The organism is Perlucidibaca sp. (assembly GCF_057084925.1).
The window spans coordinates 1-21734 of record NZ_JBXMRC010000005.1 but is presented as its reverse complement, the minus strand read 5'-3'; the positions used below and the strand labels follow the sequence as shown (position 1 = coordinate 21734).

Annotated in this window: 19 protein-coding genes and 1 pseudogene; 10 read left to right on the top strand and 10 right to left on the bottom strand. The window is 51.9% G+C overall.

Annotation, left to right across the window (positions count from 1 at the left end; all coding sequences use genetic code 11):
* Window positions 1-251: 251 nt before the first annotated feature.
* Window positions 252-1025, top strand: coding sequence for an SDR family NAD(P)-dependent oxidoreductase (locus AC14IB_RS01545; protein ID WP_484230243.1), 774 nt, complete (start codon window positions 252-254; stop codon window positions 1023-1025).
* Between the two features lie 44 nt (window positions 1026-1069).
* On the opposite strand, the gene AC14IB_RS01540 is transcribed toward AC14IB_RS01545, so the two are convergent.
* Entirely contained in the window at window positions 1070-1966 is an 897-nt protein-coding gene (locus AC14IB_RS01540; RefSeq protein WP_484230242.1) for a LysR family transcriptional regulator, read from the bottom strand.
* 29 nt (window positions 1967-1995) lie between these two features.
* On the opposite strand from AC14IB_RS01540, the gene AC14IB_RS01535 reads away from it, so the two are divergent.
* The 3 genes from AC14IB_RS01535 to AC14IB_RS01525 all read left to right on the top strand — a co-directional run bounded on the left by AC14IB_RS01535 (window position 1996) and on the right by AC14IB_RS01525 (window position 4189).
* Window positions 1996-2496, top strand: coding sequence for a DoxX family protein (locus tag AC14IB_RS01535; RefSeq protein ID WP_484230241.1), 501 nt, complete (start codon window positions 1996-1998; stop codon window positions 2494-2496).
* Between the two features lie 78 nt (window positions 2497-2574).
* Window positions 2575-3414 (top strand): SDR family NAD(P)-dependent oxidoreductase, encoded by an 840-nt coding sequence (locus tag AC14IB_RS01530; RefSeq protein WP_484230240.1) that lies wholly within the window; start codon window positions 2575-2577, stop codon window positions 3412-3414.
* A 79-nt stretch (window positions 3415-3493) separates the two neighbouring features.
* Window positions 3494-4189 (top strand): TetR/AcrR family transcriptional regulator, encoded by a 696-nt coding sequence (locus AC14IB_RS01525; protein ID WP_484230239.1) that lies wholly within the window; start codon window positions 3494-3496, stop codon window positions 4187-4189.
* Window positions 4190-4205: 16 nt separating this feature from the next.
* Here AC14IB_RS01525 and AC14IB_RS01520 read toward each other — a convergent pair.
* Window positions 4206-4367: pseudogene (locus tag AC14IB_RS01520) on the bottom strand (GIY-YIG nuclease family protein); the annotation flags it as partial.
* A 66-nt stretch (window positions 4368-4433) separates the two neighbouring features.
* Between AC14IB_RS01520 and AC14IB_RS01515 the strand changes: the two are divergent.
* The gene (locus AC14IB_RS01515) at window positions 4434-5108 is read left to right on the top strand and encodes an enoyl-CoA hydratase/isomerase family protein (RefSeq protein ID WP_484230238.1); all 675 of its coding nucleotides are present in this window, start codon (window positions 4434-4436) and stop codon (window positions 5106-5108) included.
* Between the two features lie 84 nt (window positions 5109-5192).
* Here the strand turns inward: AC14IB_RS01515 and AC14IB_RS01510 are convergent, their stop codons facing one another.
* The gene (locus AC14IB_RS01510; protein ID WP_484230237.1) at window positions 5193-6014 is read right to left on the bottom strand and encodes a hypothetical protein; all 822 of its coding nucleotides are present in this window, start codon (window positions 6012-6014) and stop codon (window positions 5193-5195) included.
* 772 nt (window positions 6015-6786) lie between these two features.
* Between AC14IB_RS01510 and AC14IB_RS01505 the strand changes: the two genes are divergently transcribed.
* Window positions 6787-11688: a DEAD/DEAH box helicase gene (locus AC14IB_RS01505; protein ID WP_484230236.1), complete on the top strand. Its 4902-nt coding sequence runs from the start codon at window positions 6787-6789 to the stop codon at window positions 11686-11688.
* Between the two features lie 151 nt (window positions 11689-11839).
* On the opposite strand, the gene AC14IB_RS01500 is transcribed toward AC14IB_RS01505, so the two are convergent.
* The 3 genes from AC14IB_RS01500 to AC14IB_RS01490 form a co-directional block, all read right to left on the bottom strand.
* Window positions 11840-11983 (bottom strand): DUF2274 domain-containing protein, encoded by a 144-nt coding sequence (locus tag AC14IB_RS01500; RefSeq protein ID WP_484230235.1) that lies wholly within the window; start codon window positions 11981-11983, stop codon window positions 11840-11842.
* A 204-nt stretch (window positions 11984-12187) separates the two neighbouring features.
* Window positions 12188-14443 (bottom strand): ThiF family adenylyltransferase, encoded by a 2256-nt coding sequence (locus AC14IB_RS01495; RefSeq protein WP_484230234.1) that lies wholly within the window; start codon window positions 14441-14443, stop codon window positions 12188-12190.
* The gene (locus AC14IB_RS01490; protein ID WP_484230233.1) at window positions 14440-15633 is read right to left on the bottom strand and encodes a ComEC/Rec2 family competence protein; all 1194 of its coding nucleotides are present in this window, start codon (window positions 15631-15633) and stop codon (window positions 14440-14442) included. Before AC14IB_RS01490 ends, AC14IB_RS01495 begins: the two co-directional genes overlap by 4 nt.
* Before the next feature lie 89 nt (window positions 15634-15722).
* Here AC14IB_RS01490 and AC14IB_RS01485 point away from each other — a divergent pair, with 89 nt between their 5' ends.
* The 3 genes from AC14IB_RS01485 (at window position 15723) to AC14IB_RS01475 (ending at window position 17898) form a co-directional block, all read left to right on the top strand.
* The gene (locus AC14IB_RS01485; protein WP_484230232.1) at window positions 15723-16625 is read left to right on the top strand and encodes a helix-turn-helix transcriptional regulator; all 903 of its coding nucleotides are present in this window, start codon (window positions 15723-15725) and stop codon (window positions 16623-16625) included.
* Between the two features lie 6 nt (window positions 16626-16631).
* Window positions 16632-17420: a hypothetical protein gene (locus AC14IB_RS01480; RefSeq protein WP_484230231.1), complete on the top strand. Its 789-nt coding sequence runs from the start codon at window positions 16632-16634 to the stop codon at window positions 17418-17420.
* 175 nt (window positions 17421-17595) lie between these two features.
* Window positions 17596-17898 (top strand): MbcA/ParS/Xre antitoxin family protein, encoded by a 303-nt coding sequence (locus tag AC14IB_RS01475; protein ID WP_484230230.1) that lies wholly within the window; start codon window positions 17596-17598, stop codon window positions 17896-17898.
* An 89-nt stretch (window positions 17899-17987) separates the two neighbouring features.
* Here AC14IB_RS01475 and AC14IB_RS01470 read toward each other — a convergent pair whose 3' ends face one another.
* From AC14IB_RS01470 to AC14IB_RS01460, 3 genes are all read right to left on the bottom strand, one after another.
* Window positions 17988-19259: a Y-family DNA polymerase gene (locus AC14IB_RS01470; RefSeq protein ID WP_484230229.1), complete on the bottom strand. Its 1272-nt coding sequence runs from the start codon at window positions 19257-19259 to the stop codon at window positions 17988-17990.
* Between the two features lie 3 nt (window positions 19260-19262).
* Window positions 19263-19691, bottom strand: a complete 429-nt coding sequence (locus AC14IB_RS01465; RefSeq protein ID WP_484230228.1) for a LexA family protein — start codon at window positions 19689-19691, stop codon at window positions 19263-19265.
* A gap of 421 nt (window positions 19692-20112) precedes the next feature.
* On the bottom strand, window positions 20113-20391 hold the full coding sequence (locus AC14IB_RS01460) for a helix-turn-helix domain-containing protein (RefSeq protein WP_484230227.1): 279 nt from the start codon (window positions 20389-20391) through the stop codon (window positions 20113-20115).
* 86 nt (window positions 20392-20477) lie between these two features.
* On the opposite strand from AC14IB_RS01460, the gene AC14IB_RS01455 reads away from it, so the two are divergent.
* On the top strand, window positions 20478-20903 hold the full coding sequence (locus tag AC14IB_RS01455; protein WP_484230226.1) for a hypothetical protein: 426 nt from the start codon (window positions 20478-20480) through the stop codon (window positions 20901-20903).
* 248 nt (window positions 20904-21151) lie between these two features.
* Here AC14IB_RS01455 and AC14IB_RS01450 read toward each other — a convergent pair whose 3' ends face one another.
* Entirely contained in the window at window positions 21152-21574 is a 423-nt protein-coding gene (locus AC14IB_RS01450) for a TetR family transcriptional regulator (RefSeq protein ID WP_484230225.1), read from the bottom strand.
* Window positions 21575-21734: the final 160 nt, after the last annotated feature.

The following is a 21734-nucleotide window of genomic DNA, read 5'->3' as shown; positions in this document are numbered from 1 at the left end:
GGCGGGCAACAAAAGGGCTGCGTCTGCAGCGGGGCGAACTATACGGATGTCGGAGATGAAAAGCGAGGGCTATTTTCAAGTGCGCGTAAAAATCCAGCTCAAAAGTCATACTTCCGATGAGCGGTCGTTGTGGCTGATAGGCCGTATTGGTACTATTGTTCCAGTTTTGAACTAAAGTAAAAACCATGGCATAACCATCCAATACAGTGGCTGGAAGCCTTTGATATCTAATAACTTAGGAGACTGGCGCGATGAGCACAGCATTGATTACAGGGGCATCAAACGGTATCGGACTTGAGTTGGCTAAGCGGCTGGCCGCTGATGGTCACGACGTCATTTTAGTTGCCCGAAGCGTCGACAAGTTGCAGGCCATTGCAAATGACCTGAACCAACGGCATGGCATTCAGGCCGATGTGATAGGGCAGGATCTGGGTTACGAAGGTGCGGCCCTCGAATTGGTTGAAAAACTGGGTGATCGTCGTGTAGACATGCTCATTAACAACGCGGGTTTTGGTGAGTTTGGTACGTTTATTGACGCAGATATCAAGCGCTTAAATCAGATGGTTCAGCTGAATGTGGCCACACTGACTTCACTGGCCCATGCCTTTGCGCGTCGCATGGCGGCCCAGGGTGGCGGTCAAATTCTCAATGTGGCATCTATTGCTGGTTTTATGCCGGGACCGGGTGCTGCCGTTTACTACGCCTCCAAAGCCTATGTGCTGAGTTTCTCGGATGCACTGAACTATGAATTGCGTAGTAAAAACGTGCGCGTGACTACCCTCTGCCCTGGCCCCACGGATACCGGCTTTGCTTCCGCTGCGAATGCTGAAGCCTCGGCGGCTTTTCGCTGGCCCATGTTGTCGTCTCTCGACAAGCTGGCGGACTATGCCTACGAGTCACTTAAGGCAAAACGCGGTATTTCCGTGCATCGCTTATTAATGAAAGTTCTAGCCTTCACCGTGCGCCTTTCGCCCCGATTTATCGTGAATGCGATTTCGGCACATAGCATTGGTTTTAAAGCTTAAGTCCACAGCTTGGGCATCGGATTGGGCCTCTCATCTTGAGGGGCTCAATCCCTAAACCAAGGGTGCTGACTCACGCGCTCGGCGACAAAATCAATAAACGCACGCAATGCCGATGACATATGTAAGCGGCTGGGTGTCATCGCCCACAGGTCGCCCATGCGTACGCGTACATCCGGCAATACCGGCACGAGTTGGCCATTGGCCACCGCTTGATCGGTAATAAACCCGGGCAGTAAGCCCATGCCTAAGCCGGCAATGACGGCATCCATTTGCATCAGCGCGTTATTGGCGCTGAGTCGACCCGTTAAGCGCACATTTACTGGCTCCCGCCCAGCATCTAATGGCACGGTATTTTCTCTAGCCTGTCGAAAGAGTACGAAACTGTGTGACGCGAGTTCGCTGATATCGGTCGGGGCAGGGTGCTGAGCGAGGTAGTGGGGGCTGGCGAAAAATCGACCATTTAGCTGCCCCAAGCGGCGGCCAATGAGCTGGGCATCATTGAATGCGCCAATGCGCAGGCCGAGATCTACGCCTTCTTCGACAAGATCCACGACACGCCCAGAAAGATCAGCTTCTAGGCTCACCTCTGGGTATCGCTGCATAAACTCGGCGGTAATCTCCCCCATAAAACGCATGCCCAGTTCAACCGGCATGGTGATGCGCAAGTGTCCTCGCGGACTGGCTTGGAACTCACTCAACTCGCGTTCGGCATCGGCCAACTGGTTTAGATTGTGGCGAACACGATCGTAAAACTGCCGTCCCGCGTCAGTGAGGCTGAGGCTGCGGGTAGTGCGCTGCAACAAACGCACCCCAAGATGAGTTTCCAGACGGTTTAAGGTTCGACTGAGTGTCGATTTCGGTACGCCTAAGCGGTCAGCAGCTGCAGTAAAGCTGCCATCTTCCACGACGCGGATAAATACGCTGAGGTCATTTAAGTTCATGATCAGGCCTACTCCGTATTGTTGCGCTAATGGCAACAGTAATTGCCAATTGTCCTACTCGGCAAGGGTCTAATTTGGGTTTAGGCTGTACTCACTTTCCCAAGAGGTGCATCGCAATGATTTCAATTAAACAAACCATCAATAACCTCGTTGCTCAGCCGCAATTAAATGCGCTGCTTGCGGTGTTTTCGCGAGCGCTGATATCGCTTATTTTTATTGGCGCGGGTTATAGCAAACTAATCGGCTATGCCGGAACGCAATCCTATATGGAGGCGATGCATGTGCCTGGTGCATTTCTACCATTGGTCATTGCTCTTGAGCTCGGCGGTGGTATTGCGTTGTTACTAGGTATACAAACGCGCCTCGTTGCGGGCTTATTGGCAGGGTTTTGTGTCGTCACCGGGTTTATGTTTCATGGCGCGCCGGACCAAACGAATCAAATCATGCTGATGAAAAATCTCGCGATTGCCGGTGGTTTGTTAGCATTTGTGCGAACCGGTGCCGGAGCTCCGTCGCTAGACAAAGATTGATCTATGACAGTGTTTGTAGACTAGCCAATTCGTTTCAGTGGGGCACTCTTGTTGAATTAATAGACGAGAGTGTTCACCATGATTCACCGCCTGCCTGAGTTTGTATCGCCCATTAGCCCAGACGCTGCGGACGTTGTTCTGGTAGTCGGCGCTTCGCGCGGCATTGGCTATGCCATGGTTGAAGCGCTGCTGACTAAGCCTAATATAATGCTGGGCTCGCCTAATCATAAGCCCCTAATCGTGCTTGCGGCCTGCCGCCACCCTCAACGTGCAGAAGCGTTACAGGCATTGCAACGTCAGCATCCACAGCAACTTGCCTTGCTGACCTTGGATATGGCGAATGCCGAAGCGTTTGCCACACTCACGCAACAGCTAAAGTCGCTAACACCGACCTTACGCGCGGTAGTGAATACGGCGGGTCTGTTGCACGAGCCTGCGACGGATAGCCAACCGGCACTGCGTCCTGAGAAAGCGCTGTCACAAATACGAGTGGATGCGGTGATGCGCAGCTTTTCCGTGAATGCCTGGGCACCCATTCTGCTCGCACAAGCCGTATTGCCGTTAATTTCGCGACAGCATGCGTTTTGCTTTGCCTCGTTATCTGCCCGCGTCGGCTCGATTGGCGACAATCAACTGGGAGGCTGGTACAGCTATCGCGCGGCTAAAGCAGCACAAAATCAATTCCTCAAGACGTGGTCTATTGAACTGGCCCGAACACATCCTTTAGCGACGGTTTTAGTGCTGCACCCAGGAACCACAGATACAGATCTTTCGAAACCATTCAGCGCCCATGTTGTGCCAGAAGAACTCTTCACTAAAGAGCGTGTGGCTCAAGATTTGTTAGTGGTATTACGAACGCGTGGACCCGAAAGCAGCGGGGGATTTTTTGATTGGGCCAATGAACCTGTGCCGTGGTAGCAGACAATTGTCGTTATGGGGCTAGCCAAGGCTACATTCGTATTGCAGTATTCATGCTTAAAACATAAGCAGATACGACATGGAAGCAATCCCCAGACTACGCAAGCCCGCTCAAGCTCGCACACAGGAGCGTGTTGCCCGTGCCTTGCAAACGGCGGAGCAGCTGTTATTAGCAGGAAATCCGGAGGAGGTTTCTATTCCGGATATTGCAGAGGCATCTGGAGTTCCCCGTGCTAGCCTGTACCAATTTTATGCCAATAAACATCAACTCTTTGCCGCCATTGCAGAGCAGCATTTAAGTCGAGTCGCCGAAGAAGTTAAACATGGCGGTTCGGCATTAAAGGGTTTTCATTGGCGTCAAATTACGTTTCTGCTCGTGCAGGCAGCGTCTCAGTATTACAACCAAAATCCTGTGGCGGGCATCCTGATTTTAGGTTGGCCCATGAGTCGTGAAACCTACTTGGCTCAAGAAGTGACCATTGAAAATATTGGCGATGAGTTGCGTGTAATTTATGCCACAGCAAGCCCGCCCGTGGCTTTAACAGCCGCTCCCGATGTGGGCACTATTATCACCGAGCTGGCCTTTTCTTTGATGAAGTATGGCTATTACCGCCAAGGCGAAATATCCGAGGAAATTATTCAACAGGCATCTATCGCGGTGGTGGGCTATTTGCAGCAAGTTCTGCCGCCTGAAGTTGCGCAGTCGCAGCCCAGTGAGCAACAAGTTTCCGCTTTGCAGGCGCTGTTAGCTGCTTCAGCGCGTACTCCCGCTTAAGGGCATCACTACGCGACAAGCATCGGTCTGATCCCAATAGCGCGACGGGTGGATTGGCCTTAGTGAACTTCGCCCCTTTCCCGCTAAGGTGTTGTTGAAAACGGCGCTGAGGGTCCGTGCTGATGCCTGTGTACAAGCGCCCATTTTGACAAGCCAATACATAGACATACCAAGTCACTTCTGCTGTTATAGCTGGCACTGTTTTTCTATCGTGTATCAATAAGTCTGACAAAGTGAGCTGCCCATGAGTGCTGTGCAATTAAGTCGCGAAGGAGCTGTTTGGCTGCTTACCATGACGCAAGGCGACAACCGTTTCAATGATGCCTCGCTAGCCGAATGGCACCAAGCCCTCGATACCGTGGAAACGAGCGCCGGCCCTGCAGCGCTGGTCATTACGAGCGCCGACCCTAAGTTTTTCAGTAATGGTATTGATTTGGAAGGGATCTTTGCGATTCATGGCCCTGAGTACCTACTGAATATCTTTGTGCCAAAACTTGATGCGTTTTTATTGCGTATGGCGAGGTTCCCGGTGCCGGTGGTCATGGCCATCAACGGTCACGCGTATGCGGGTGGTGCTCTGTTAGCGGCCACAGGGGACTTTCGGGTGATGCGGGCTGATCGGGGTCGTTTCTGTTTCCCAGAAGTCGACATTAAGTTGCCCTTCACACCCATCATGGATGCGATTGTGAAGTTGCTGCCCAATGCACAGTCGGCGTGGACCATGGCGGTTACGGCGGCTGCTTGGGGGGGCGAAGAGTGTCTTCAACGAGGCGTTATTGATGCGGCAGTGTCCGAGTCTGAGGTGCTACCCAGCGCCATGGCAATGGCGCAGCAATTGGCTGGAAAAGATCGCGCCACCTATGCCGCTATTAAGCGTCGCTGGCGCTCAGCCATTGATGCATTTGCTTTAAACGATTAATAAATAGTTTAGGGAAATCAACAGCTGAAATAAAAACGAGGGAGCTTTTTAGCTCCCCCGTATCACATCCGTACTGATCTACTTTTAGCAGCTAGATCCCGCCAGACCCACCAAAATTGGCCCAAGCACGGGGAGTGCGCATAGTGCTGAAGGGTCTGGAATGGGGAGGCCACCTGGGGAAGGTAAGCCGCCGGGAATAGGTAGGCCACCTGGAATCGGCAATGCAGGTGCACCACCGCCACCTCCGCCACAAGTGCCGCCGGCACCATCAACAATCGCTGGGCCAAGCACTGGAATAGCACACAGAGCAGCAATGTCTGGTACGCCACTACCACCACCACCGCCGCTACAGCTGGCGCCTAAGGCTTCAGCTAGAGGAGCGCCGATGCCTGGCACGGCACAGAGCGTTGCGGGGTCTAGTTGCTCAGGTAGTGCAGGGGCGCCGCCACTACCACCGCCACATGTTGCACCTAATGCACTTGCCAATTGGGGGCCCAGGGTTGGGATAGCACACAGTTGGTCAGGACCGACTGGCAGTGGGCTGTCGCCGCCACCGTCACCGCCGCCACAGCTTGCGCCGGCTGCGGAGGCTAGCTGCGGGCCAATACCCGGAATGGCACAGAATGCAGCTGGGTCAAGCATGTCCGTGGGGCTTCCGCCGCTACCGCCACCCGCGTCATCACAGCTAGAGCCAGCACCTGAAACGAGCGCTGGGCCTAATGTTGGAATAGCACAAAGGGCAGTTGGGTCAAGCAATGCAGATATTTGGTCTGGTACTGCTGGACCACTGGGTTCAGGCTCGTTTGCGGGAGGGGGCGTTGTGGGATTGGTATCGCCAACTTCATCGCTGGCACAGCCTGCGAGTAAGGCGCAGAACATCAAAACTGACAGCTTTTTACTAAACATGTGTGTTTTCCGTTTCTTTTTGTAATTGACAGCGAAACTTAACACGCAAGCCCAAGGGGTAAAATGGATTCGTTAATGGTTAGATAGGTTTTTCGTTGTAATTTTGTTAATAGTGAGCCTCCCTCAGCGGGCTTTGGTAGTTGTAATTTTTACGAATCCTGACTGCCTGATCAAATTTAAAGCATTGATTTTACTTATGTTAAGCTAAAATTCGCCGTTTTTAGGCAGTGTCGGTAATGAGGTTGTTAAAGTCCAAAGTCACACAAGCTATTTGTGTACTTTTGTTGCCCCTTCATGTGTTTGCATTCGGAAATCCCCCTAAGCCAGATGGCATGACATTTCGGGAGGCAAAGCAGTTTTTAAAGCAATCTGTACACCAACCTGGCGATAGAGATGAGTACTGTGGCTGCAAAATAACGGCATCTGGAAAAAAATGGTTAGTGGATTGGGAGAGTTGTGGATACATCCCCCGAAAGAACGCTGAAAGAGCCAGCCGGATTGAATGGGAGCACGCAATAACCTTTGCACATAACATGTTATTATAACATAAGCTATTGATTTTATAGAACTTACCTGTTCATAACATTTTCCCAAATAAAATTGTCTTTTTATTGAGCATCCGAGAGGTTTGCTAGAGGTCTCCGCTAAGCAACCACTGTTACTTTTATCTAAAAGTCAAAGTTAGAAGTTGACATACTCTTGCTCACAGACATGATCAAATCCTAAAGATGTGGTTAGTAGTTCAGCCGCATCACCACGTAAGGAGACTCGGATGTCTGCACTAAGAACAATTCTCTATAGCTTCCGTAAGACCGCTGTTACCGAGCGCGAAAAAGGCACCTATTTTGAAGAACTAATCTGCACTTACCTGCGCCATGAGGCTACTTACAGAGACCTCTACGATAAAATCTGGATGTATGTCGATTGGGCTAAGGAGCAAGGGCTGGATGGGCGAGATACTGGTATAGATCTCGTTGCACGGACGCAGGGAACGGGTGAGTTCCATGCTATTCAATGCAAGCTTTACGCCGAGGACTATCGTGTCCAGAAGAAGGACATCGACAGTTTCTTTACCGCCTCAGGTAAGAAACCATTTTCGCATCGCATCATCGTGGCCACGACCAACAACTGGAGTGAGCATGCCGAGGATGCTTTGCAAGGGCAGCAACCACCGGTCAGCAAGATCGACTTGCAAGCCCTTGAAGCCAGCCAGATAGACTGGGCTAAATATCAAGCGAATCAACCTGTGGCACTCAAGGCGCGCAAACAGCTGCGGGACCATCAGCAGATCGCCTTAAACGCGGTTGAAAAAGGGCTCCAAAATGCCGAGCGCGGCAAGCTCATCATGGCCTGTGGCACTGGTAAAACCTTCACTAGCCTGAAAATCGCCGAGCAGCAGGCCGGGAAAGGGAAGCGCGTGCTGTTTCTGGTACCAAGCCTGTCACTTCTATCCCAGACCCTCACCGAGTGGACACAGGAAAGTGCAACGCCGCTTCACAGCTTCGCCGTCTGCTCCGACAGTGATGTGGGCAAGAAGCGCAAAGCCGAAGAGGATGTAGTCCAGGTTTTCTCGCATGAGCTGCGCTACCCGGCCACTACGGAACCCGAGCGCCTGGCAGCGGAAATGGACAAGCGCCACGACGACCAGCACATGAGTGTGGTGTTCTCCACCTATCACTCCATTGACGTGATTAGTCGTGCCCAGAGAGAGCATGGCCTGGCTGCATTCGATCTGATCATATGTGACGAAGCGCACCGCACCACCGGCGCGACCTTTGGCGACGAAGACGAAAGCACGTTCGTGCGTGTGCATGACGCTGACTATCTTCGTGCTACCAAGCGCCTGTACATGACGGCCACACCTCGCATCTACGGTGACAGCGCCAAGGTCAAAGCCGAGTCTGGCGAAGTCACGCTCTGCTCGATGGATGATGAGAGCCTTTATGGCAAAGAACTGTTCGTCATCAACTTTTCTGAGGCCGTCCAGCTTAGACTGCTCACCGACTACAAAGTACTGGTGCTTACTGTTGAAGAAAGCGCAATCAGTCGCCGCCTTCAGGACTTGCTGAAGGACGAGAACAACCAGCTCAAGGTAGACGATGCTGCAAAGATCGTCGGCTGCTGGAAAGCGCTAGCAAAGCAAGGACTAACCGAACAGCTCGTGGGTGACGATCAGCCCATGAAGCGTGCCGTGGCTTTCTGTCAGGTCATCTCGCCGAACTATAAGGGCAGCAAACACAAGGTCAGCTCGATTAACATCTCCAGCATGTTCCAAGCGGTGGTTGAGGCGTATCAGGAATCGGAAGACATCGACGAGCCGTCGCGCCTGATCTGTGAGGCCGAACATGTTGACGGCGGCATGAATGCCAGCCAGAAAGAGGCTAAGCTCACCTGGCTGAAAGATGAGACCCCTGTCAATACCTGCCGCATTCTCAGCAACGTGCGCTGCCTCTCGGAAGGCGTGGACGTGCCCGCGCTCGATGCTGTGCTCTTCCTCACACCGCGCAACTCCCAAGTAGATGTTGTTCAGTCGGTGGGTCGTGTCATGCGCAACGCCCCGGGTAAGAAGCGTGGTTATGTGGTGCTGCCAGTGGTGATCCCCGCCGGCATGGAGCCTCATGAAGCACTTAACGACAACCAGACCTACAAGGTAGTTTGGCAGGTGCTACAGGCATTGCGCTCGCACGACGATAGCTTCGATGCCATGGTTAACAAGCTCGATCTAATCGGTGCTGATCCGCGAAAAATGGAAGTCATCGCGATTACTGACAAAGCCGACAAGAAAGCAAAGAAGACCAGCGGCACTAGCAACGGGAATGCGGGCAAAGGCCAATACGGCATCGGCGAAAAGCGCGCAAAACATGATGCCGAAGGCCAGATGACTCAGCAAGCTGAAATGTCGTATGAGGTCGGTGAGATCGAAAAGGCCATTTACGCCAAGATCGTCGAGAAGTGCGGCAATAGGCATCACTGGGAAGACTGGGCAAACGACATCGCCAAGATCGCCCGCACCCATATTGACCGGATACAAGGCATTCTTGAGCGTCCAGAAAATACTTTGGAGAGGGCGGCTTTCAACACCTTTGCCACCGAGCTGCGCGACGACCTTAACGACAGCATCAGCGATGGCGAGATCGTTGAAATGCTCGCTCAGCACCTAGTGACGAAGCCTGTGTTCGACGCGCTCTTCAGCGAGTACAGCTTTGCCAGCCACAACCCCATGTCCAAGGCCATGCAAGGTGTGCTGGACGCGCTCCATGAGCATCGTCTTGAAAAAGAAACCGATACCCTCGAGGGCTTCTATGCCAGCGTGCGTCAACGCGCTGCCGGCATCGACAACGCACAAGGCAAGCAGAAGATCATCGTCGAGCTATACGACAAGTTTTTCCGCAACGCCTTCCCGAAAATGACTGAGCGACTGGGAATCGTCTATACGCCAGTCGAGGTGGTGGATTTTATTCTTCACAGCGTCAACCACCTGCTTCAGCAAGAGTTTGGCCAGACACTCGGCAGCAAGGGCGTGCACATCATTGATCCTTTCACCGGCACTGGTACGTTCATCACGCGCCTGATTCAGTCAGGTATTATTAAGCCTGAAGAGTTGCCGCAAAAATACAAGCACGAAATCCACGCCAACGAGCTAGTGCTGCTGGCCTACTACATTGCCGCTATCAACATCGAGGCGGTCTACCACAGCCAAGTTCGCACCCATTACACCCCGTTTGAAGGCATTTGCCTTACTGATACCTTCCAGATGTATGAGAAGGAGGACTTGGTAGACGCGCTGTTAGTGGACAACAGCGCCCGACGCAAGCGCCAAAAATTACTGGATATTCGTGTGATTGTGGGGAATCCACCGTATTCGATCGGCCAGAAGAGCGAGAACGATAACAATGATAACGTCGCCTATCCGAGCTTGGATGAGCGAATTCGCAGTACCTACGCGGCACGTTCCAATGCAACTCTATCCAAAGGTCTGTACGACAGCTACATCCGTGCGATCCGTTGGGCCAGTGACCGCATTGGCAATGCCGGTGTGATTGGCTTTGTGACCAATGCCGGCTGGTTGGAAGCCAACACCGCCGATGGTCTTCGCAAGTGCCTAGCTGAAGAGTTCAGCAGCTTGTATGTGTTTCATTTGCGAGGCAATCAACGCACTAGCGGCGAAACCTCTCGCAAAGAAGGCGGCAAGATTTTTGGCAGTGGCAGCCGTTCGCCCATCGCAATTTCGCTGCTGGTCAAGAACCCACAAGCCAAGCAGCACGGGCAGATTTATTTCCACGACATCGGCGATTACCTCAGCCGCGAAGAGAAACTAGAGAAGATCAGCGCCTATGCCAGTGTTGCTGGAGTCAGCGACTGGCAGGCCATAAGCCCGGATGAACATGGTGATTGGCTCAAACAACGAGACGACGGCTTTGCTCAATTCATCGCTCTTGGCGACAAAAAAACCGATGGGCTAAAGCTGTTCGACAATTTCTCTCAAGGCGTCCTCACCGCCCGCGATGCCTGGGCCTATAACGCTAGCAAGTCAAAGCTAGCTGGCAACATGACTAGCATGATCGGTTTCTACAATAGCGAGGTAGCGCGCTTTAAGGCCAGCCATGCCTCGCTTGAGAAAAAGCAGCGCGATGAAGCCCTGGATGGCTTTATCAATACGGATTCGACGCGGATCAGCTGGACACACAACCTCAAGCAGGATTTGCTCAGAGGCCATCACTACATCTTCGATGCCGATAGCATGGTGCCGAGTCTGTATCGCCCCTTCACCAAGCAGTGGCTGTATTACAACCGACGCTTCAATGAAAGGGTCTACCAGATTCCGCGTATCTTCCCAGATGCGACAGCGGATAATTTGGTGATTCAAGTCTCTGGCACAGGTGGGGTTACTGCGTTCTCGACATTGATTTCCAGTCACGCACCCAATTACGATAGCTTGGCTAAAGGTCAATGCTTCCCCCTCTACCTATACGACGAGGAAGTCGAGGCAAACGCCAGCGGCCAAGCCGGTCTCTTTGCAGCTGAAACCGCACCCCAGCGCAAGCGCCGCGACGCCATCACCGATGCTGGTCTGGCCCACTTCACATCCGCCTATGCTGACGAACCCATCAGCAAGGAAGACCTGTTCTACTATGTATATGGACTGCTGAATTCGCCAGACTATCGCGAGCGCTATGCCGACAACCTAAGCAAGGAGCTACCGCGCATCCCTCGTGTGAAAACTGCCAAGGACTTTTGGGCGTTTAGCACGGCGGGGCGTGCTTTGGCACACTTGCATTTAAACTACGAATCCATTGATCTCTTCCCGTTGACCATCGAGACCAAAGGCAAGTTAACCGATGCCGATTACCGGGTAGAGAAGATGAAGTTTGCCAAGAAAGGAGACAAGTCCACGGTAATCTACAACGGCAAAATCACCCTCAAAGACATCCCCCTCTCGGCCTGGGATTATGTGGTCAACGGCAAGGCTGCACTGGATTGGGTAATGGAGCGTCAGGCCTTAAGTAACCACAAGGACAGCGGCATCTTCAACGATGCGAATGACTGGGCCCTCGAGACAATGGGGAACCCCAAGTACCCGCTTGAGCTGTTCCAGCGTGTCGTGACGGTGAGCCTCGAAACTCAAAAAATTGTAGCCAGTCTGCCGGTGCTGGATATTGAGGGCACAGCATGACGCAGAGTCGGCACGCCTGTTGACGACCATCCAAAACTGACCCACTTGAGGGCCTAATTTTCAGTCAAAACTGACCCACCCTAAATCGCTACTTTGTTTGTTTGTTAAACAGGGTGTGACGGAGTGATCACAGTGGGCATGTTAGCCAAAATCAGGCGAATGCATTGGCCTTGGTCCAGGTCTGGCTGTGCAGCTCGCCATAGTGATCCAGCTGCACCTTCAGCTCGACCGTCAGCGAGATGGTGAGCTTCAAGGTCGCCGTCTTAAGCAACGGCCCGAGTCTCAATGCAGTCAATGCGGCATCCCTTGTTGAAGAACAACAGCTGATAGGGATTGAGCACCAGATCCTTGTTGACCATGACAAGCATCACAAAACCCGGTTGGATTCAGATTAACAGTGGCAGAGCACGCCACTCCCTTAGTCCGCAGTCTTATGTGAGCGCAGGAAGCTGAAAAATTCCTCGTTCGATTTGGTGGGCCAGACCAAGTTGAATTGCCCCTACCAGCGATCCACCGCACAAGTGAGTCCCGTCGGAGTCCATACCAACGACACTGCGGGAAGTCCACCTGCATCCTCGGCGATGTTGCGCAATGTATTCCGGTCTATGCCCGAGTGTGGGCCGCCTTTCGGGTGGCTGTGCCAAGTTCCAATGAAGCTGAGATGCCCCAAAGAATCACCATTTGCATTTCGCAAATTCTGAACAAGTCCATCCGTTCCGAGGACGAAACGGGCTGCCTCTCGAATGCTGTCAGGCGGCGCGTCCACGATGCCCGCGATGGTTATGGTTCGATTTTCGAATGAGATGCGGCCGATTAAGGCTCCGCCTGTTTCCTGGTCACCCCAGTACAGCGAGTCAGCGTGGATCGCTTGCACGACAGGGGCCAGAACTCGAATGTTCCAGCCGCCATCGTCTGGAACTACGAGCACAGTGGTCGAGCCAATGCTGGCGCGGGTCCATGCCATGCCGAGGCCTTCGGCATCCGAGACCCCGGCGCAAAGCGTCGCTTCCTTCGGAAGCCCGCCAACAAGCCAGCGTTCCAGTTGCAGGCCCGCCAATGACGCAGAACGCGAAACAACAGCATCGGACATTGGCATCGTCAGTGAACGGCAGTTGTCACCCACAAAAATGCGGGTCGGCTCAGACGTATCACCGGCAATCGAGGCACGCAGTTCCGGCACAAACCGACAGCACTCGAACAAGAATGCTGTAAGGTCGTCAATGCGACCGTCGCGACCAGGCCCTTCGAGCAAAACCGCGACACAGCGACCCTGGCCATACATCACGATCCTTACTAGGCGGGCAAGAGATTGGTTCAGTGCTGCTGATTGTGTTTCTGCAGCCAGCACCTGAAGTGAGGCCGTCGCGTCCACGATGAGGGCCGCATCCTGCGGAACGACTGTGGCGAACTGTGCAGGATCGACCAGGAGGGTCGTGGCGTTGGTGTCGAACGCGCGCGATTGAGGATGCGACAGCACCTCAAAAGCCGTCTTCATCAGTGCCGACTTCCGAGGTGGAACCAGTACCGATGCTCGCTCAATGAGTGCATGCCGTGCCGCGTTGTGAGGCGACATGGATTCGTTATCGACGAAAGTCATTGATCCGAAACCCGCGCGCCCCAGTTGCATCGCGATTTTCGAGCCCAAGCTTCCGCAGCCAAGTATGACCAGCGGCTGCGATGTGGTCGCTGATGGAATACCGGACGTCCTTGCTAGCAACTCGGGAGACAACGCGTGTGCGTGAAAGGCTGGGTGAACCGTGGCGTTTCGCTCCAGGAGCGATTGAGCGTTGAGCTCATAGCGCACCACGTAGGGCAATACCTCAACACTCCTCCCTGGCGAGCCCACAAGCGACACAGGCCTTTGCACAGTCAGAATCACAATCGCGTACAAGCCATGCACCCAGCCATGCGAGTCCTGCTGCATATCCAGGATCGAGCGTCCGTAATATCCATCCAAGTTTTGGGCCAAAACGTCGCGATCAATGCCGAGATCCGCTGCCCGATCGAGTAGCGTCGCAAGATCGACAACCGTCTCCGGTTGGTAGCAACCAACCACATGCGGGTGGTCGCCGGTCATTGGAGCCCGCGCAATGAAGGCTGCAGTATGGCCATTTCCCCACTTGCCCAATTTGTCGTTGTGAGCATCTTGGTAGAACACAGGATCGATTTGCGGGGTCAGTTCGACATTGAGGATGGCGTATAGCCCGCCATCCATCGTCACGTAGCTTGCGGGAACAACCAGAGTCGTGCCGTCAGCGGGTGCGGCGGCCGCGACCTTCTCCGCACTGAATACAATAGACGAAGGACAACTGTCTCGGCGTGTCGGCTCCCACCCCTGTTCCAAGTCCAACAATGTTCCGGCCGCAGCCTTGTGCAGCCAATCAATCAGCTGATCGACAATGGCGTCCAGGCCAAACCGATGCAGCAGCTCGTCCAAGGACCCTTCGAACAGGCAAGGCGAGACCAGCTCACCTTCGCGATGGGGGTTGATGTGCGGCAAATTGCGCGGGAAGTCCGCACGCAAGAAAGGCTTGGGCGCGGACAAAGGCCAATCACCGCCGAATACCAGCACGCATGTCTCGACGGCGCGTACTCCGGTTTCGGAGATGCCGTTACGCCGTGACCTGTTTGGCAGTTGAACGGCAACATCGACTTCTATCTGTGTCGATACACCGCTTTTCCTTGGCTCGCCAATGCGGACAAGGCCTCTATGCCGCTGAAGTTGATGCAGTGCGTCTGCAATGGCGCTCGTCATGATGCCCCATGCGGCATAGGAGTGCGCGCGGAGGTGATCACGGCTGCGGCCTTCGATCCGGCCTCCCTCTTCGAGGGAGGCTGCACACCCTGAGTGGTGACGGTGAAAACGAGGGGCTCCACGGATTTCTCGCTCGGGTATTCGCTCGTGCAATAGAACTCGCCCTTTGCTTCGTCCACGATCGCCACATATTCACGCTTTGCGCGGATGCAGGGTGGATCACTGTCGTCGTCTGCAATCGGCTTGCAGCTGGCGACGATGACCGCACCGTCACGGGTCTGCGAAAGCGCCTTGCGGGCATCGGCATCGAGTTTGGCCTTCTCGCCGTTGTCGGACCAACTGTCATAGGACAGCGAATGCCAGGAACAGTGATGCGGTGCCTGCATGATGTCGTATTCAAGTACATCGGCTTCGGCCTTGTGGCGCTGCCACTGGCGGTTCCAGATGAACACCTCAGCATCGCCACCAGTAAGGAATTTCGCGCCATCCGGCGTCTGTGCATCAGCGGCCAATGTGATGTTCAGGATTACGCTGGACTGGTTCTTGACCAGGCACTCTTCCTCTTCTTCGTCGTCTTGGGCATCCAGGGGTGCCAGAAGAAACGCGGAGAAAAATGCGGAACTCTTGCCATTGATCGTTGAGAAGCGCGTGTCCACCTTCCGCACAATCGAGGTGAGATCATCGGATTTTCCGCCGATGTCCTCGCCCAAGATCTGAATGCGGTCGCCGTTCCCGACGGCGAAATTCTTGTCGCGGTTCAGCTGTACGCGCCGACGTGCCTCCGTGTTGAATGCCTTGGCGTCGTCGCTCAAGGTGTGCGTCTTGCTGGCGCGTCGAAACACGATCGGGGACGACCACATCTCCCGGATCACGATTTTCTTGTCTTTGTCGTCTTTCTGGTCATCTGGGTACTTGTCCGGCGGGCCCAAGTAGAAATGCCGGGTAAGGCCACGGCAATGATCCTGGTCCGGGTGGCTCAACAGGAAAGCATCGACATACGGCCTGCCGTTCTCATCCTTTCTCAATCGTGCTCGCAGATCCTTGGCAACGTCACGTACGTCGTTTTCGGGACTGTCGGCGTCCTGCCGAATGTTGACGTCGATCAGTAGCGTAGTCGCGTCTAGGTCGCCGAACTTGATGAGAGCCATGTCTCCGTTGTCGACGGGGAAAAACGTTATTGTTGTAGGCATTGAGGTCTCCGGGTAGACGACCTAAGGATGATCGCGTATATTTAATTTACGGATATTTTTTATATCTGTCTACTTTTTAGGTGCAAATAATGCAAGAACTTCCTGTTACTAACGCCGATCCTACTGGGTCCAAGGGACTAAGTTGGGGGCTAGAGAGCAGACTTCAATTCATCGATTTCCGATTGCGCTGGGAGCGGCGAATCAATCGAATGGATCTCACCGAGCACTTCGGCATATCGGTTCCACAGGCCTCATTGGACATTGCCAAGTACATTGAGTTGGTGCCAAACAACCTGATTTATGACCGTAGTTCCAAAACTTATACGCCAGCAATAAGTTTTCATCCGCTTTACCTGCGAAGCTCAGCGCAAAACTATCTAGCTGAACTGCTAGCCACCAAAACTGGAATCATCGATCAAGCGGCCAGCTTTATTGGCTCAGCGCCCGAGACAGATTGGGCACCATCTCCTTGGCGTACGATCAATGAGCAGACCGTCGAAGCAGTGGTCCGGGCAATTCGGCAGCAGGAAGCCATTCGGGTTAGCTACCAGTCCATGACGTCTCTGGACGAATCTATTCGTCTGCTGTCGCCGCACGCTCTGGGCAACGACGGTTTTCGCTGGCACTTGCGCGCGTTTTGCCATAAGCGCCAACGCTTCAGCGATTTCGTCCTAGCACGAATCCTTCGTATCGATGGCTTCGAGCCGAGCCAAGTGGACTCCAGCCAGGATTCACACTGGCAAACTGTATTAACGTTGGTGCTTGCACCACATCCCGATTTGCCTGCTGCCAAGAAACGAGTCTTAGAGCTGGACTATGGGATGGAGGGCGGACAGGTCAAACTTCCGTGCCGCCAAGCGTTTCTGTTCTACACGCTGAGACGTTTGGGCTTGCACACCAAGGAAGCACCCGACCCGCTCGCGCAGCAGATCACCTTGAAAAATCGAGATGAAATTCAACCCTATATTGATGCCTTGTCGGCCCAAAGCTGAGCACCTATGACGAATATTTTTGAACTGTTCCAAGACCCCTACGAGCGAAAGGCGCGCGTAATTCCAGGACTTCTTGTAGCTTTACCGCTGCTCGTTCCCTTGTTGTGTGTCTATGGCGCAAAGCACCCGGTTCTCACAAGCGTGATCGGACTGCTGGGTGGCTGCGGTGCCATTTATGCTCTGGCAAGCGTAGCTCGAGGACGAGGAAAACAGTTGGAAGAATCCTTGGTGAAAAAATGGGGCGGAATGCCAACAACCATTGCTTTGCGCCATCGTGACAAGTTTCTGGATAGCATAAGCAAACAGCGATACCACATCGCGATAACAGCTAAGCTGGGTATTGCGATGCCGAACGCAGAAGAGGAATCAGCAGATCAGGACAAAGCGGACGATACCTACATTGGGGCAACCAAGCGACTACGCGAACTCACCCGTTCTAACAAGCAGCTCCTACTCAAAGAAAACATTGCATACGGATTCCATCGCAATATGTTGGCGATGAAACCCGTTGGAATTTTTTCCTGCCTCTTGGGTATCCTTTATGGATTGCTGATTGCAAAAATCCTGCAAGTCGCGCCTGTACATTTTGACCCTGTGCATTTTTCTGATCCAGGGCTTGCTGCAGGCCTAACGCTATTCTTTTCGCTGGCGTTACTGGCCGCTTGGCTATTGTATTTCAATGAGAGCGCAGTCAAGCGGATGGGATTCGTCTATGCAGAACGCCTATTCGAGTGCTTGCCGTCTATGACATCTTCAGCACCGAGAAAAAGAACACCTAAACCAACGACAGACTAAAATCTATCCAACCAACAAACAGGCGCTTTGATACGTACCTCCATTACTCACAAAAGTGTGAGGCAAGGTGATGTCTAGTGAAATGGGTCCGCATCATTCAGCTACCATCCTTGTACAAGTAGAGATAAGCCTAAAACGGCAAAAGTCGCGGTAGCTCGAATTTTGGAGTCAGATCGTGCTGCATAAGATCAATGAGAATAAAGCCAGCATGGTCGCCAATCTGCTAAAGCATTGGCAGGCTGGCGAGGTCGCTGAAAAAGCTTGGCTATCGAACTATTGCGGCTCAAGGTTCGACCAGCTACTGGATATCCACGCCTGCTTACGAACGCTATTTCCTTACGATCGAGCGCTCGTATACAGCTGGGTAACCGAAAGAAACAGAGCCTTTGATGGAAAGACACCGCTGGACTACATGCTCAACGAGCCCAACGGCATCGCGTTTGCTTTGCGTTACTTACGCTGCGCGATGCAACGGTGACATGGTCAAAATGATCACGAAGAATAGTTTTTAGTCGACTTGTAGGGGCCTATGCCTTCACTAAGGGGCCTATGCCTTCACTAAGGGGCCTATGCTTTCACTAATGGCAACTCTAGCCAGCAAGTGGTGAAGCGAGCCGAGCGGCCGGTTGCACGCATCCTCCACAAATCACTCAAGCCTTGGCTGGCCAGATGGATCGTATCGCGGCCTTGTGTGCGATTAATGTTATCCACCAGCGCCATCAACTTGGCACGCTTTGGGTCAGGCGCTGGAGCAAAGAGGTCGGTTTGAGTGGAGCCCGCCGGTGTGATCTCAGTCAGCATTATTCCTGCCTTTTTGTACCTGAACCCTGGCTTATAAATGGCTCTTAGGCCGCGCACAGCGGCCGCAGTGAGTATACGCGTGTCAGCTGAGGGATGGACTAAGGGTACTGCAATCGAAGGCCTGTACTGCGGATCTTGTTCACGAAATGGATTTGTCCGGATTGAGACATAAATCATCTGAGTCTCAGACCCTTGTGATCTGAGTTTTTCAGCGGCGCGGGCAGTGAATGCTGACACAGCGGCCTGTAGATCCTCCAGACGAAATACCAGCTCACCGAAGCTACGGCTGCTCATGATCTGCTGTTTGTCGGTCGCTACCTCTTCGAGCTCAAGGCAGCTTGCTCCATTGAGCTCTCGAACTGTGCGCTCCAAGACAACACCGAATTCGCGCCGAATGTCGAGCGGCTCCGCTTTACGAAGATCGAGAACAGTCTGAATGCCCATCGCATCAAGACGCTGGCCAAGACGCCGGCCGACGCCCCAGACTTCGGTCACGGGATAGCTTGCCATCAGCTCGTCAACAAACGCGGATGGGTGTTCCAGGGTATTGAACACACCACGCCATTCGGTATGTTTTTTGGCGATGTGATTCGCGAATTTAGCGAGGGTTTTGCTTGGACCGATGCCCACACCACAGGTGATATGGATGCGGCGAAGTACATCAGCGCGCATCTCACGGCCCCGATGAGTTAGGTTGTCGAAACCGGCCAGACTCAAGAAAGACTCATCGATGCTATAGCTTTCAACGTGTGGCGAGTGTTCCTGCAAAATGCGCAGCATGCGGCTGCTCATGTCTCCATAGAGCACATAGTTCGATGACTTGATGACAACGCTATGGTGGAGGCAAAAGTCGCGCCATTCGTGAATTGGGGCGCCCATGGGCATGCCCAGCGCTTTGGCCTCGGCCGATCGAGCGACGATGCAGCCATCGTTATTGGAAAGCACAACAAGGGGCAGGTCGCGGAGTGCCGGCTGAAAGACCTTCTCGCAGGATGCATAGAAGTTGTTGGCATCAACCAAGGCGAAGGGTGCCGACATGAGTTACTTCCGGAACTGGTGAACAGTGGCCGTCACCACTCCAAAAATTCGCAGCTCGCTATCCTCAGAGATGCGAATAACAGGAAAGTCGGGATTGTCGGGGTGCAGCTCGTAGCGACCAGCTACTTTGCGCAGCCGCTTCAGCGTGAAGCTGCCGTTTAGCTCAGCTACCACGATGTCGCCAGGCATAGCGGTCAGGCCAGCCTCAACCACCACCACAGATCCGTCACGTATGCCTGAGTCCTGCATCGACTCACCCTGGACACGCAGGAAAAACGTGGCCAGAGGGTCTCGAACCAATAGCTCGTTGAGATCGATGCTGGACTCAATGTAGTCCGCTGCCGGCGAGGGAAACCCTGCAGGAATCGAGTCGCCAAAGAGTGCTAGGCGGCAAACGGTGGGGGATAAGCTAGGCCTAAATATACTGTTCATATGTACAGTATAGTCTGATGACCGTAGTAGGCGTCAAGCTGGTAAATGTGAGTGAAAGACTATGCTCTGAGATGTATGAGCTTTAAAACTTTGACGCAGCACTAGCGGCATTGACATTCGTGTTCTACACCTGATGCATCAAAGCATTGGAGGATGTGATATGTCATTAGAGTCAATGAGCCAGAAACTCGTTGAGCTTGAGCTCAAGAAAAAGCGCCTAGAGGCTGAGATTAGAGCCGTTCAGAACGAAATGGGTCTGTGGCGACTGCTGAGAGCCATTTGGTTCGGAGAGGAGAATTGAAAAGGGTCCGTATCAGAAATTAGCCTTTATAAACAATGAATTTAAGTACCATTATTTTTAAAAATCAATAACTTAATTAATTCTCGCAGCCTTACTTAGGTGTCTCTTATAATACTAAGCTTATCCTCTGGCTGTAGTTTCGCTCGAGATGATCATGAAGAGCTTTTCCAATGTGAGACTAGGGTCTGCATAGAGATAACTGTCAACAAGCAAGGTCAAAGGGTGTATTTCGATGACCGAAGCAAGCTCATTAATTTTATCAAGTGTTGGACTTTTTAGGCCGCGCTCTAGCGCACTCAGATAGGTTCTACTGCTGACTTGAGAGAAGTCTTCTTGAGTAAGCTTCCTTGACAGTCTGAGGGATTTTATCGCGACTGAAAGACCAGATCTGTGTTCCATGTGATGACCTCATAAAAGTTACATGAGGCAACTGCGAACACTTTAGTGCTACAATCTATAGTGTTCATTTTTGCTGGGAGAAGAGCATGTTCATAACCGTAGATGAGGCAGAGTTATGTTTTCAGGGCATCTTTGAGGATAAAGGAGCCAGATGCTGGTCGTTTATTGAGCAGCCAATTTGTAGACCTTGGTTTTATATCCAGCTAAGAAAAACTGACGAAGATGGAATATATAGTCAGATGTTAATGCTCGATACCATAAAAGGTCTTGATGAATTATTATCTTCGCCTTATGCAAAAAATATTATATTAAAAATAAGCTATGTTTATCCGAAATTTGAAGGTCATGTCATATTATGGGAAATCAATGAAATTATTAATGTAAAACGAATGAAAGGCTCGGATGGATCAGCTAACCTTATGGTTACTACTGCAGATGGAAAAGAGTATCCACCTTTAATAGAGATGCTATCTGATGGTATGCAGTTTGATGGAGATCTATATATAAATTGATCTTGACTAGGCAGGCAAAAATAACGTTCCATTAAATAATAAAAAAGAAATCCGAAAAATTTAATATTAACAAAAAATCAGATTATAAAATAATTATTTAAATAAATTTTGACTACTTATTTTGGTTTTATCGGGCTTTCAATTCGTGAATGAATTCGCTAGTTAGCAATAAATAATATAATATAAAAGAGAAATAGGTTCGATTTTATTGCGAACTTCTTATTAAGAAAATTGATTTAAAATATAAGTTATTTTCTTGAGGGAAGAACGATCACATTATTACTTTCTACTATAGCGCGTAGCCGTTGATTTTCAGCAACGATTGAAGCCATCTCTGAAGCCAAATCTTGATTTAATTTTCGTAGTCGATTGCACTCTTGAATAACTTTAGAGTATTCAGTTTTTATTTTATTTAATGCATCATTTTTTTTGTCACGTTGTGAACGAACAGACTTATTAGTAATCTCTCTTATTCTCTCAGCTAGGCCTGGGTAATTGTTATGAATGGATGCACGACTAACCTGCGCCTCCTCAGCGACTGATGCAATACTTAACTTTCGTCCTGGATTAACAATTTTAGGGCGTCCCTTCTCAATACGGACAATCGCTTGGCGTATAGCATTAGCTGTCAGCTCTCCTCGAGTAAATGCCTTAGTAATAATTTCAGACAAGAATAAAATCCTCTTCATTAGATCCAAGATCAGTTAATACTTTTTGGCAACGAATGATATCTCGTTCAATCCTCTCAATACCACTTGGTCCAATATCGGTAAGCTCACGGAGCTCAAGTTGATGTCTATAAATATTTTGCCAGATAACCTTGCGGCTGCT